The organism is Mycobacterium hippophais (assembly GCF_027529605.1).
GTDB classification, from domain to species: Bacteria; Actinomycetota; Actinomycetes; order Mycobacteriales; family Mycobacteriaceae; genus Mycobacterium; species Mycobacterium arseniciresistens.
This window is the reverse complement of the sequence record NZ_JAPZPY010000017.1, coordinates 49,603-62,475: the sequence shown is the minus strand read 5'-3', so window position 1 is coordinate 62,475 and position 12,873 is coordinate 49,603. Positions and strand designations below refer to the sequence as shown.

Genomic DNA, 12,873 nt, shown 5'->3' with positions numbered 1-12,873 from the left:
GGCTCAGCCCAGGAACATGTTCCTGCGACCGGCCAGCAGCTGGTAGAGCGTCTGCTGGATGGTCTCGCGTACCTGGTCGGTCAGTTCGAAGGTGACCATCGGATCGTCGGCGGCCGACTCCTCGTAACCCGCGGTCTCGATCGGTTCGCCGAACTCGATGTGCCACTTCGACGGCAGCGGCACCAAGCCGAGCGGTCCGGCAAGCGGGAACAGCGGCGTGATCGGGAAGTACGGCAGCCCGAGCAGCCGGGCGAGCAGCTTGACGTCGGCGATCATCGGATAGATCTCCTCGGACCCGACGATCGAGCAGGGCACGATGGGCGCCTTTGTCCGCAGCGCCGCCGACACGAACCCGCCCCGGCCGAAGCGCTGCAGCTTGTACCGGTCCTTGAAGTGTTTGCCGAGGCCCTTGTAGCCCTCGGGGAACACCGCGGTGAGCTCGCCGGCGGCCAGCAGCCGGTGCGCGTCGGACGTGCAGGCCATGGTGTGGCCGGCCTTGCGGGCGGCCTGACCCACCCCCGGCAGGTCGAACACCATGTCGGCGGCCAGCAGTCGCAGGTCCCGGTGCGCCGGGTGCTCGTCGTGCACGGCGACCGACGTCATCAGGCCGTCGAACGGCAGCACGCCGGCGTGGTTGGCCACCACGAGCGCCGCACCGGTCTCCGGCAGGTTCTCGATGCCGCTGACCTCGACCCGGAACCACGACTTGAAGAGCCCCCGCAGCAAAGGCAGAAAGATTGCGTCGTTGAGGTGTTTGTCGAACCCGAACTCGTCGACGACGTAGTCGCCCGACATCCGCTTGCGGACGAACTCGGCGGCCGCGGCGATGCGCTTGGCGAGTTCGGTGGGGGTCTCCTCGACAGGGCCGGAGGCGGCCGGACCGCCGCGCCGCTGGTCGATCTCACGGACCACCGCAGCGATCTGCTCGGCCGACGCCCGACCGCCGGGGTCGGCCATCAGCGAGGGATGTCTGCGAGCACTCTCGGTGCGTTGCGCGGCACGCCGCGAGGCCGCCGCGCGGCCCGAACTTCCATGTAACGGAATGACTTTGGCTTTTGGCTCGCCCGGCACGTTGGTACCTCTTCCCACCCGATTTCTTGAGTGTCTATCTTCCCCAGCGCTGTGCTGCCGACACGGCGCGACTCTCCACTGAGCGTACCCACCGCGGGTCGATGATCGGCGTCAAACCTCGACCGCGAACGTAATCGTCAAAAGCTTCCACGGTCGACCACTTTGGGCTATAACCGAGATCCTTGCGCATGCGCGCGGTGTCCATCACCCGGCCGTAGCTCAGGTAGTTGAGCTGCTCACGATCAAGCTCAGTGTACCGAGTCGCGCGCCGCAGCGAATCCACTGCCCAGAGGGCCGAACGGGGCACCGGCAGCGGGACCCGGCCGGCCCGCCGGAGCGCCTGGCTCATCATGATGATCCCGTCGGCGCCCACGTTGAACGTGCCCGCCCGGCCGGCCATCGTGGCCCGCTCGAGCACGCCGAGCGCATCCTGCTCGTGCAGCAGCTGCAACCTCGGGTCGTGACCGACGACCGTCGGCACCACCGGTGCGCTGATGTAGCGCGACAGCGCGGTGTCCATCGCGGGCCCGATCATGTTGGCCAGCCGCAGGATGGTCACGGCGATGTCCGACCTGCGGCGGGCCAGGCCGCGCGCATAGCCCTCGATGTCCATGCTGTCGCGGGCGAACCCCTCGCCTGGTGGCCGGCGGGCGCTGCTGTCCTCGGTGAACATCACCGGATCGCGCGAGGTCGACCCGTACACCTCCGACGTCGACTTCAGCACCACGCGGCGCACCGACGGCGCCTTCTGGCAGGCGGCGAACAGCTGGATCGCGCCCATCACGTTGAGTTCCTTGAGCGTCGCCCGCCCACCCGAGCGGGGCGCGTAGGACGCCGCCGCGGCGTGCACCACGGTGTCCACGTCGCCGTTGCGGATCACCTTCGCGATGAACGGGTTCCGGATGTCGGCGCGCACGAACTCGGCGCGGCCCATCCGCCGCAGCAGGTCCTTGCTCGGCGCGATCGCGTCCACCGCGATGACGTGGTTGATCAACGGATTCTGCGCAAGCCGGGCGGTCAGGTAACCGCCGAGGAACCGGCAGGCTCCGGTGACCAGCACGACCTTCGGGTAGTGCACCGCGTCGCCCGAGGCGGAGTCGCCAGAACTCTCCATCCGGCCAGCCTATAGGCGGAAGCTCGAAGCTACTTGCCGAGTTTTCTGCGCTGCACCCGAGTGCGACGAAGCAGCTTGCGGTGCTTCTTCTTCGACATACGCTTACGCCGCTTCTTGATGACTGAACCCATGTACTCCGCTACCTAAAGTCTCCCCGAGCCGCGTTGACTCGACCGGCATACTTTACCCGGGCGGCCCCCGTGAAGGGAAAACGCCCGTCCCTGCGCCGGCTTCAGCGCGGAGAGCCGATCAGCCTGCGTCGAAGTACGAGCTCTCCAGCATGTCGTGAACGGCCTTGGCATGCACCCGGAACGAGCGGCCAACGCGCACTGCGGGCAGCTCTCCGTTGTGCACCAACCGGTACACCGTCATCTTGCTCACCCTCATCAGGCTCGCCACTTCGGCGACGGTGAGGAATTGGGCTCGTGGCGGTTGACCGTCGGAACCTCCGCCGTCCCGCTTCCCGCCAGCCGAATCCCGTGCCGATGGCCCGTTCATAGACGTCATCGCAACCCAATCCATCAGGCCGGGCAGTTCCAGCGGCTTCCCCACCGCTGGCACCGACCCGTGCATACACGAGGAGAATAGCGTGGCGGGTGGGGTTACTGCGACGGGTGTGGGCTAATCAATTTCAAATCGCCGAACTACGAAGATGTAATTCCTAGCTGCTCAGAGCGTGTTTTCGCGGCCTCGACCGCGCTGGCCACCGCCGCCCGCAAACCGCCGCGTTCGAGTTCCCGCAGCCCAGCGGCGGTAGTGCCCGCAGGCGAGGTAACGGTGGCACGCAGCTGCGCGGCGGTCGTGTTCATCGTGGTGCCCATCGCCGCCTCCCCGGCCGGCTGCGCCTCGTCGAGCCGCTCAAGCAGCATCGCGGCCGATCCGGCCATCGTCTGCACCACCAGATCGGTGGCCACCGAGCGGCTGAGGCCGGCGGCGACCCCTGCATCGATGAGGGCCTCGACCATCAGGAAGAAGTACGCCGGCCCCGAGCCAGACACCGCGGTCACCGCGTCGAGCTGGCTCTCCGGGACGGTCAGCACGCCGCCGACGGCGTCGAAGATCGCCGACACCTCCTTCAGGTGCGCCGGGGTGGCGAAACGGCCTGGCGCCAGCGCACTGACGCCGCCGCCCACGACGACGGGGGCGTTGGGCATCGCGCGGATCACCGGCGCGCCCGCGGGCAGCCGGTTCTCGTAGAAGCCCGTGGTGACGCCGGCCGCGACGGTGACGAAGACCTGCTCTGCGGTGTCGGTCTCGGCGTGTGCGGCGGCCTGGGCGATGTCGTCGATGACGTTCTCCACGTCGGCGGGCTTCACCGCGACGATCACGAAGTTCGCGTTCTCCGCGGCGTCGGCGACCGAGGTGACGAACACCGAGTACTTCTCGGCGAGGAATTTCGCCCGGTCCGGATACTTCTCGGCGACCACCAGGTCCTTGACCTGACGGCCCGCCCGCAGCAGTCCGGACAGCAGCGCCTCGCCCATGCTGCCGCCACCGATGATCGCGATCCTCGACATGGGCCACAGCATTCCATGCCGCAGCGCGACCCCGTCGATCGACGCCTACGGCATCAGGCGGGCGGCGGCACCATGGCCAGCTGGCGGGTCTGGACGATGATGCGGCCCTCCACGTCGACGACGATGTGGTCCTCGTCGAACCAGTCCTGACCGATCTGCACGGCCGTGCACATGACCCGCAGCCAGCCGTCGGCCGGCAGACCACGCAGGTAGGCCGTCAGCTGCACCGTGGGCGCCCAGCCGCTGCGGTCGACGGCGAATGTCACCGGCGCCGAGACGTCGCCGCACAGCAGCGCGAAGAGCACGTCGGGCGCGCTGTCCTTCGGCCGCACCCAGTACTCGAACACCGGCGGCCCGCCGTCCGACCGCGGCCCGAGCGTGTGCAGGGCGGGCCGGATGTCGCAGCCGTGCGCGAGGTGCACGATGTCGGCCATCGGATGGCCGGGGCCGATCGGCTCCAGCCCGGGCGGCGGCTCCGGCGTCATCAGCGGCACCACCGGGTTGAAGCTCAGCAGTGGCGGGACGTGATGCTCGGCGTCGGCCAGTGTGACCGCGACGGTGACCGCGGTGCGGTCGCCCTGGGTGAGCTCGACGTCAACGAGGCTGACCCGGCGGCCGCGCTTGCGGATCGAAGTGCGCACCCGCATCGGCCCGGGATCGGGCGCCCACAGGTAATTGGCCGAGACGGCGATCGGCTGGAAGCCGCCGTCTTCTCCGGCACCGCCGCAGGAGATGTGCGCCGCCTTGGCGCACAGCGCGAGCATCGCGCCGCCGTGCACCTTGGGCCCGATCGTCCAGTGCTCGTTCAGCTCACCGTCGTACACACCGGTGCGGTCGTCCTGCTCGACCGCGGTCAGCGTCATGGCATCGGTGAACGAGGTCGATCCGGGCACGGTGGAATCCTTCGGGTGTCGGCGCGTGGTCAGCGCAGCAGATGGGTCCGGGCGAACTGCAGCGACTCGCGCAGCAGCGCCTCGCGTTCGGTCGCGTTGCGCGCCCCGGACGTGGTGACCTCCAGGATCACGTGTCCGCTGAAGTCGCCGTTGGCCAGCGTCTCGCACACCTCGACCGTGGGCTGGGTGCCGCGGCCGGGGACGAGGTGTTCGTCGACCGATGCGCCGCTGCCGTCGCACAGGTGCAGGTGCACCAGGCCGTCGCCCATCCGCTGCGCCATGTCGATGGCGTCGGTGCCCGCGGTCGCGGTGTGGCTGAGGTCGAGCGTGTAGTGGGCGTGGTTGCCGTCCAGCGGGTCGTAGGAGGGCGCGAACGCCGAGATGCCGGGGCCTGGCCTGCCGCCGCGTTTGCGCATCCGCTCAATCGACGTGGGACCCGCGCCGAAGAACCGGTCGGCCCGGAACGGGAACATGTTCTCCACCGCGACGAGGACGTCGCTGCCTGCCTCCAGATCGGCGACCTGCTGGGTGAAGCCCTGCGCGTAGCGGCGCTGCCAGCGGAACGGCGGATGCACGACGACGGTCTGCGCGCCGAGCTGTTCGGCGGCACGCACGCTGCGTTCGAGCTTGGCCACCGGGTCGGCGCCCCACACCCGCTGGGAGATGAGCAGGCACGGCGTGTGCACCGACAGCACCGGGACTCCGTACCGCTCGGACAGCTCGCCGACGGCGTCGATGTCCTGGCTGACCGCCTCGGCCCAGACCATCAGCTCGACACCGTCGTAGCCGAGGCGCGCCGCGTACTCGAACGCCGCCTCGGTCCTCAGCGGGTAGACCGAGGCCGTCGACAGACCGACCTTGATGGCGGGACGCACTGGCCGGCTAGCCGGACTGCAGCAGCGCCAGGGGCCCCAGCGTGACCAACGCCCCGACCGCGACGGCGATCAGCGTGCTGCCGATGTCCTCGGTCTTGCGCACCACCCGCACCCCGACGACGAGGCCGAGGATCACCAGCACGGACAGCACCAGCGCGACGATGTTGTTCCACTTCCACAGCTGGTCGAAGGCGACGAAGAGGCCGGCGCCGAAGACCACCGCGAGGATGCACTGCCCGACGATCCAGGCACCGCGGATGAACGCCGCCATCGGAGTGTCCGGCGTCTCGCGCACCGGGCCGTGCAGGTCCAGGTCGAGGTCGTCGACGTCAGGTGCGCCACGTCCGCGGGCCAGGTCGTCGGCGACGGTCTGACCGCCGAACAACGGGTTCTGGGAACCCCGCATGTAGGACGGCTCGTCGTCGTCGGTGTCCGCGGTGCCGGAGTAGCCGGCGTAGTCGGCCTCCGCCGGATCCGCCAGGTCGAGCGGGGCGTCGAGAGCGTCGTCGCCGTAGGCCTCGCCATAGGTGGCGTCCAGGTCGAGCACCGCGGGGTCCGGGCTCATGTCCTCGGCGCCCGCGGCAGCCGTGGACGGCTGGCGGCGCATTGCGTGCGCGTAGTGCGGCTTGCGCGGCGGCTGGAAGTCCACCGGATCGGGGTCGGCGTCCCGGCTGCCCAGATGAGCCGTGTAGTCGGCCTCGGGGTCCTCGTCCTCGTCGACCGGCGTCTCCGGTTCGGCCTCCGGTTCCGGCGCCCGTTCCACGGTGCCGTTGGTCGGGAGCCTGCCGGTGACGTCGTTGCCGCCGTCGGTGTCGACGGGCGCGTCCTCATGGTGGTCGTCATCGCGGACGTCGTCGCGGACGTCGTCGTGCGAGACGTCGCGGTCGGAGATGATCGGGATCTCACCGGTCAGCTCTGCGACGGTCACCGAGTCGGTATTACCGCGCCGACGCCTGCGCCGGCCGCCGACGGGCGGGGCGCCGATCGTTCCGTTCTTCGCCAGCAACTCGGCAACCGAAATGGGCCGGGTGCCGCCGGCGTTGTCTTCTGGTCCTGTCATCGTGTGCTGCCTTTGGGCCTGAGAACCTCTCGTCGCGCATCTCGCACGGACGTTTCCACCAGGGCGGTGCCGTCGGCCTCACTGTCGAGTTTCCGCAGAATCAGGCCTTCCCGCAATGCCCATGGACAGATGTCCACGGAGTCGATCGAAAGTGCGCGCATGCTCGCCTCGGCTACCAGAGCTCCGGCCACGATCTGTGGCGCCCGCTCGGCACTCACCCCTTCCAGTTCGGCACGGTCGGCCGTCGTCATCCTAGAGATGAAAGCTATGAGCTGCCGCAACCCGGTGGCCGTGAGTGTCCGTTTCACCCGCGGCCCTGCTCCCGACGGCGCCGCGCCGGTGAGCCGCGCCAGCGACCGGAACGTCTTCGAGGTGGCGACGGCGAGGTCCGGGCTGCCCGCCTTGAGCAGTTCGGCGCCGGACTCGGCCAGTTCGGTGGCCAGCCAGTCGCGCAGCATCGCCACCCGGCGCCGGCCCGGCGGGTCGTCCTGCAGCCATTCCCGCGTCAGCCGACCGGCGCCCAGCGGCAGCGACAGCGCCGCCTCGGGCTCTTCGTCGACCCCGTTGGAGAGCTCCAGCGAACCCCCGCCGATGTCGATGTTGATGATCCGCCCTGCGCTCCAGCCGTACCAGCGGCGAACGGCCAGGAAGGTCAGCCGCGACTCGTCGACGCCGCTGAGCACCTGCAGTGAGACGCCCGTCTCGGCCAGCACCCGCGCCAGCAGGTCCTCGGAGTTGGTGGCGTCACGCACGGCCGAGGTCGCGAAGGCCATCAACTCCGCGCACCCTGAACTCGCGGCGATCTTGGCGAACTCGTCGATGGTGTCGACGAGCTTGTCGGCGCCCTTGCGGGTCAGTTTGCCGGACGAGTCGATCGCCTCGGCCAGCCGCAGTGACGCCTTCGTCGAGCTCATCGGCGTCGGGTGACCGCCACGGCGGGCATCGACCACCAACAGATGCACCGTGTTGCTGCCCACGTCGAGTACGCCCAGTCGCACTCCCCCAACCTAGTGGGTGCCGGGCGAACTTCCGGAAGGACTCCGGCAATGCCCGCCATGTGCTTCCGGCCGCAAGGTGGGGACGTGGCCCGCGGCGGATCGGAAGGCGTTGCGACGCATGATCGATGTGATCTTCGCGCCGCGGCGACGCGCTCGCATTCCTCGTGCCGGATGACCGGTGCCGGGAGTAGCGTGTCGTCGTGGACAGTTCACATCCCGGCGAGGTCGAGCTCGACTTCGCCCGCGAGTGGGTCGAGTTCTATCATCCCGACGACCCCGAACAGTTGATCGCGGCCGACATGACGTGGCTGTTGTCGCGGTGGACCTGTGTCTTCGGCACGCCCGCGTGCCAGGGCACCGTGGAGGGCAGGCCGGATGACGGCTGCTGCTCGCACGGCGCCTTCCTGTCCGACGACGACGACCGCGCCCGGCTCGACGACGCGGTCAAGCACCTCACCGACGACGACTGGCAGTTCCGCGAGAAGGGCCTGGGCAAGAAGGGCTACCTCGAGATGGACGAGTACGACGACAAACCCAATCTGCGGACCCGCAAGTACAAGGGCGCGTGCATCTTCCTCAATCGGCCCGGCTTCGAGGGCGGCATCGGCTGCGCACTGCACAGCAAGGCACTCAAGATGGGTGTCGAGCCGCTCACGATGAAGCCGGATGTGTGCTGGCAGTTGCCGATTCGGCGTAGTCAGGACTGGGTGACCCGGCCCGACGGAACCGAGGTGCTCAGGACGACGATCACCGAGTACGACCGTCGCGGCTGGGGTGAGGGCGGCGCCGATCTGCACTGGTACTGCACGGGCGACCCGGCCGCGCACGTCGGATCGCGGCAGGTGTGGGAGTCCTATGGTCCCGAGCTCACCGAACTGCTCGGCGAGAAGGCCTACGCCGAGCTCGCCGCGATGTGCAAGCGGCGCAGCGGTTTAGGGCTGATCGCCATCCACCCTGCCACCCGCGCATCGGAGTCACACACCCATGGCTGACACGCTCTTCCTGTTCCGGTTGATCCCGCCGCGGGCGGACTTCGCGCAGACGATGACGGCCGACGAGCAGCAGGCGATGGCCGGCCATCAGGACTACTGGCGCACGTTGCTGGCAGACGGCAGGGTGGTGGTCTACGGCCCGGTCGCCGACCCCGAGGGCGTGTGGGGCATGGGTGTGCTGCGTGCGCGGGACCAGGCCGAGGTGCTCGAGATCGGCCATCGCGACCCGTCGGTGCTCGCCGGGGTCAACTCGTTCGAGGTCTTCGAGATCATGGGCGGCATCACCGGCTAGTCCGTCGCGTCAAGCGGTTGTCCACAGTCGCGAGTTCATCCACAGCTCCACGTCGGTGGTCGTTGTGGCCGACTCCCGCGTCGGTGGTGCGCCGTAAATTCGCTCATATGTTCGAAGCGTTGGAGATGCCGGACCGCGACGTCCGCGGTGGCGCGGCCGTCGCGGCGTGGGCGCGGGTGGAGAATGCGGCCGCGGCCCGGCGATTGGCCGCGATCGCTTCGGTGTTGCAGGCGCGTCTTACTGCTTCGAACGCCGCCGAGAGGGAGCAGTGGTGCCTCGACAACTGGGCTGCGGTGAGCGCCGAGGTGGCGGCCGCCATGGGGGTGACGCCCGGGGCGGCGTCCCATCAGCTGATGGTGGCCAGGGCACTGGCCGACCGGCTGCCGCGGGTGGCCGAAGTCTTCGCCGCGGGCGCGGTGTCCTACCGGCTGATCAACACGATCGTCTTCCGCACCGCGCTGATCAAGCAGGAGGAGGCGTTGGCCAAGGTCGACGCCGAACTGGCGGCGCACATCAGCGGCTGGGGGTCGCTGTCCGCGGCCATGCTGGAGGGCGCGATCGACTACTGGGTCGACCGCTACGACCCCTATGCGTTGCGCCGCATCGAGATTCACGCACGCAACCGGTACGCCGATGTCCACATTCCTGATGGCAGCGGCGTTGGGACGCTGTGGGCGCGGATGTACGCCCATGATGCGGTGGCTCTGGACAAGCGGCTCGACGCGATGGCCCGTGCGGTGTGTGACGCCGATGGCCGCGATCTCGACCAGCGCCGCGCCGACGCGCTCGGCGCATTCGCCGCGGGAGCTGACCGTCTGACCTGCAATTGTGGTGAATCAGACTGCGCCGCAGCGGGAGTGACACCGAGCAACGCGGTGATCCATGTCGTGGCCGACGAGAGCAGCCTCGCCGAATCCGAGGGAGCTCGATTGAACGGCGCCGAGCCGGAGCGTCCGACCGCCGGTAAGCCACTGCAGGAGCAGACGATCGCCGAAGCTTTCTGGCAGCCGGCGCCCAAAGGACCCACCGATGCCACTCCCGGCGTCCTGATCGGCGGCGGTCTGCTGCCGGCACCGGTGCTGGCGACGCTGGCCCCCCGGGCGTTGGTGCGCACGATCGTCCACCCTGGCGACAGTCCCCCCGAGCCTCGGTACCGGCCATCGGCCAAGCTCGACGAGTTCGTCCGCTGTCGCGACATGACGTGCCGCTACCCGGGCTGCGACGTGTCGGCGTGGGACTGCGACATCGACCACACGATCAGCTATCCGGCCGGTCCGACGCAGGCCGCCAACCTGAAGTGCCTGTGCCGGAACCACCACCTCTTGAAGACCTACTGGGGTGGGTCCGACGGCTGGCGGGAACGGCAACTGCCCGACGGCACGGTGGTGTGGACGAGTCCCGACGGGCTGGCACACACCACCGAGCCCGGCAGCCGGCTGCAGTTCCCGGCGCTCTGCCGGCCCACCGCTGCGGTGACCGTCCGCGGGGAGACAGTAGTCGCGACGGGTGTGATGATGCCGCGGCGGTCCCGAACCCGAGCCCAAGATCGGGCGGCCCGCATCGACGCCGACCGCCGCCTCAACGAGGACTACGTCGCAGAGCGAAACAGACCGCCGCCCTTCTAGCCGCCGCTAGGACACCCGGGCGTCGATGAAACGTGGTGCGGCCGTGCGGCGGACGGCCGGCGCGACCGGCCGGCCTTCCAGCAGCCCGTCGACGGTCCCGGCGTCGATGGCGCGGCGGTAGACGGGCAGGGCGCCGCGCACCGCGGCGATCGTGTGCTCGATGTCGGCATCGGTGTGCGCCGCCGACGTGACGAAGGACTGGCCGAGCACCCCACGGCGCAACAACTCCTGCAGGAACAGCGTCCGGTACGCCTGGGACGGGACACCGTCGGCGTCGCCGGTGACGAACACTAGGCACGACGGCCGGCCTATCACCCGGACGTGCCGTTCCAAGCCATGCTCCGCCACCGCCGCAGTCACGCCGTCGGCCAGCATCCGGCCCGCGCGTTCCATCCGCCCCACCGGGTCGCCGTCGCGGTACGCCTGAACCACCGCTGAAAACGCTGCGAGCGAGGCGGTTTCGGCGCCGTGCGTGGTCGACAGCAGGAACACCCGATCCTCGTCGGTGCGCAAGCCGCCCCGTTCCATGTACTCCCGCCGACCGGCCAGCGCGGACAGCGGGAACCCGTTGGCCATCGCCTTGCCCCAGCACGACAGGTCCGGTTGCACGCCGTACACGGCCTGCGCGCCACCGGCCGACCAGCGGAAGCCGGTGATCATCTCGTCGAACACCAGCAGCGTGCCGTGCCGGTCGCACAGCCCGCGAAGGCCGGCCAGGAAGCCTGGCGCCGGTTCGGCGGTCGCGGTGGCCGCCTCGAGGATCACGCATGCGACGTCGTCACCGGCCAGCGCCGCCGCCACCGAGTCCAGGTCGTTGTAGGTGAACCGCACCGTCGTCGCGACATGCGCGTCCGGGATGCCGCTGTTCATGGCGGTCGTCCCGATGAACCAGTCGTCGGTGGAGAAGAACGGCTGCTCACACGCCGCGACCTTCACCCGCCCGGTGACCGCCCGGGCCAATCGCACCGCCGCGGTCGTGACGTCGGAGCCGTTCTTGGCGAACTTCACCATGTTGGCGCCCGGCACCAACGACAGGAAGTCCTCGGCGGCGGCGACTTCCATCGCCGTCGGCCTGCTGAAGTTCACCCCGTCGGCGATCGCCCGGCTCACCGCCTCCACCACCGGCCGGTAGCCGTGGCCGAGGGTCACCGATCGCAACCCCATTCCGTACTCCACATACGAATTGCCGTCGACGTCCCACACGCGTGCGCCGGCCCCGCGCGTCAACACCGGTGTCATGAACTCCGGATATTGGTCGGACCCGCGGGCGTAGGTGTGCGCCCCGCCGGGGACCAGATCGTGCAACCGATCCTGCAGCGCGCGCGAGCGTTCGAACGAAGGGTCTTGCGGCACGGCGAACCTCTCGTCGGTCACCCACCTGCCCGCCAGTGCGGGCATCCGCGACGACACCTCGGGCAGCAGGTCGGGCACGGTGAGCAGAACCGTGTCGGGCCCGGCGGCCTGCAGGTCCTCGGGCGAAATGATGGGCACGTCGGTGCCCGGCATCCGGCGGTCCTGTTTGGCCGGCGACGCGTCGGCGACCCCGCCGATCAGCGAGCGGTCGACGCCGGCACGGGCGAACAGCGCCACCGCCCGCGACGCGGCGCCGTAGGCGTACACCCGCCGCCCCGCATGTCGTTCCGACTCCAGCCACCCGCGCAATTGCGACGCGTGGGTGTCCGCGGCGGTCTGCAATGCGCCGACCTGCCGCGGGTCGGTCATCGGCGCGTCCGCGTCGAGCAACGCCGCAGCGTCGGGTCCCGGCGGCGCGTCGCCGTGCACGGCGGCCACCAGCACCGTGCCGCCGTAGAGGTCGAAGTGCCACACCGTCTCCGCCCGCATCCCGGCGCCGGCGAGCAACCGGACCAGCGCGGGCATCGAGTAGTACGCGAAGTGTCCGTGGCGCAACGCATTCCACTGCCCGTGCGACACGATGGCGGACAGCGAATGGTACTGCAGCAGCAGCACGCCACCGGGTCCGGTGGCGGCCGCCCGCTGCGCGAACGCCGCCTTCTGATCGGGTTCGTGCATGATGCCGAAGCAGTCGAGCACCACGTCGGCGGGTCCCGCGGTGGTGACGAATCCGCGGTCGGCGAGCAGCGGAAGCCAGCTGCCGCCGTGCGGACTGCCGAACTCGCGGACCGTGGCGCCGGTCAGCCAGCCCTGGCCGGCCACCCGGGCCACCGCGTCGGCGGCCTGGTCGCGAAGCGCCTGCGGTTCGATCCCGCGCGGTTCGTCGGTCACCGTGTCGTCCTCGGACAGCTGGGCCAGCCCACAGTCCGGGCACAGCGCCATCGCCAGCGGGTGAGCCGTCTCCTGCGGCCGGACCGGCGACGACGCCGGCGGGAAGTGATCGGCCGCGGGCACGGCGCCCAGGTCCAGCACCCGGTGCAGCGCAGGTTCCCCGCATCCGCGACAACTCATGGCAGCATGTCC

General features: G+C 69.8%; 13 protein-coding genes and 1 pseudogene. 3 read left to right on the top strand and 11 right to left on the bottom strand.

The features are described from left to right. Nucleotides 1-3: 3 nt before the first annotated feature. The 9 genes from O6P37_RS26475 to O6P37_RS26435 all read right to left on the bottom strand — a co-directional run bounded on the left by O6P37_RS26475 (nt 4) and on the right by O6P37_RS26435 (nt 7,528). Nucleotides 4-1,089 carry a lysophospholipid acyltransferase family protein gene (locus tag O6P37_RS26475; protein WP_269896871.1) on the bottom strand — a complete coding sequence of 362 codons (1,086 nt, stop codon included), beginning with the start codon at nt 1,087-1,089 and terminating at the stop codon, nt 4-6. Between the two features lie 16 nt (nt 1,090-1,105). Further along, complete coding sequence (locus O6P37_RS26470) at nt 1,106-2,185, bottom strand: SDR family oxidoreductase (protein ID WP_269896870.1); 1,080 nt, start codon at nt 2,183-2,185, stop codon at nt 1,106-1,108. 29 nt (nt 2,186-2,214) lie between these two features. Beyond that, nucleotides 2,215-2,316, bottom strand: a complete 102-nt coding sequence (locus O6P37_RS26465; protein WP_003402602.1) for a 30S ribosomal protein bS22 — start codon at nt 2,314-2,316, stop codon at nt 2,215-2,217. A 118-nt stretch (nt 2,317-2,434) separates the two neighbouring features. Beyond that, nucleotides 2,435-2,692, bottom strand: a complete 258-nt coding sequence (locus tag O6P37_RS26460) for a helix-turn-helix domain-containing protein (protein WP_264013154.1) — start codon at nt 2,690-2,692, stop codon at nt 2,435-2,437. 137 nt (nt 2,693-2,829) lie between these two features. Then, nucleotides 2,830-3,702, bottom strand: coding sequence for a pyrroline-5-carboxylate reductase (proC, locus tag O6P37_RS26455; protein WP_269896869.1), 873 nt, complete (start codon nt 3,700-3,702; stop codon nt 2,830-2,832). Nucleotides 3,703-3,755: 53 nt separating this feature from the next. Continuing rightward, nucleotides 3,756-4,595: a thioesterase family protein gene (locus O6P37_RS26450; RefSeq protein WP_269896868.1), complete on the bottom strand. Its 840-nt coding sequence runs from the start codon at nt 4,593-4,595 to the stop codon at nt 3,756-3,758. Between the two features lie 29 nt (nt 4,596-4,624). Further along, nucleotides 4,625-5,470 (bottom strand): sugar phosphate isomerase/epimerase family protein, encoded by an 846-nt coding sequence (locus O6P37_RS26445; protein WP_269896867.1) that lies wholly within the window; start codon nt 5,468-5,470, stop codon nt 4,625-4,627. 7 nt (nt 5,471-5,477) lie between these two features. Further along, nucleotides 5,478-6,530: a hypothetical protein gene (locus O6P37_RS26440; protein ID WP_269896866.1), complete on the bottom strand. Its 1,053-nt coding sequence runs from the start codon at nt 6,528-6,530 to the stop codon at nt 5,478-5,480. Continuing rightward, nucleotides 6,527-7,528, bottom strand: a complete 1,002-nt coding sequence (locus O6P37_RS26435) for a Ppx/GppA phosphatase family protein (protein WP_269896865.1) — start codon at nt 7,526-7,528, stop codon at nt 6,527-6,529. The genes O6P37_RS26440 and O6P37_RS26435 overlap by 4 nt, the downstream gene beginning before the upstream one ends. 200 nt (nt 7,529-7,728) lie before the next feature. Here O6P37_RS26435 and O6P37_RS26430 point away from each other — a divergent pair, with 200 nt between their 5' ends. From O6P37_RS26430 to O6P37_RS26420, 3 genes are all read left to right on the top strand, one after another. Beyond that, complete coding sequence (locus O6P37_RS26430; protein ID WP_269896864.1) at nt 7,729-8,520, top strand: hypothetical protein; 792 nt, start codon at nt 7,729-7,731, stop codon at nt 8,518-8,520. After that, nucleotides 8,513-8,812 carry a YciI family protein gene (locus O6P37_RS26425; protein ID WP_264013114.1) on the top strand — a complete coding sequence of 100 codons (300 nt, stop codon included), beginning with the start codon at nt 8,513-8,515 and terminating at the stop codon, nt 8,810-8,812. The genes O6P37_RS26430 and O6P37_RS26425 overlap by 8 nt, the downstream gene beginning before the upstream one ends. A 107-nt stretch (nt 8,813-8,919) precedes the next feature. Continuing rightward, a complete protein-coding gene (locus O6P37_RS26420) occupies nt 8,920-10,437 on the top strand; it encodes an HNH endonuclease signature motif containing protein (RefSeq protein WP_269896863.1) in 1,518 nt (505 codons plus the stop codon). Between the two features lie 6 nt (nt 10,438-10,443). Here O6P37_RS26420 and O6P37_RS26415 read toward each other — a convergent pair whose 3' ends face one another. Together O6P37_RS26415 and O6P37_RS26410 are read right to left on the bottom strand one after the other, a co-directional pair. Further along, entirely contained in the window at nt 10,444-11,835 is a 1,392-nt protein-coding gene (locus O6P37_RS26415; protein ID WP_269896941.1) for a glutamate-1-semialdehyde 2,1-aminomutase, read from the bottom strand. 48 nt (nt 11,836-11,883) lie between these two features. Next, a pseudogene (locus O6P37_RS26410) lies at nt 11,884-12,861 on the bottom strand (class I SAM-dependent methyltransferase); the annotation flags it as partial. Nucleotides 12,862-12,873 lie beyond the last annotated feature (12 nt).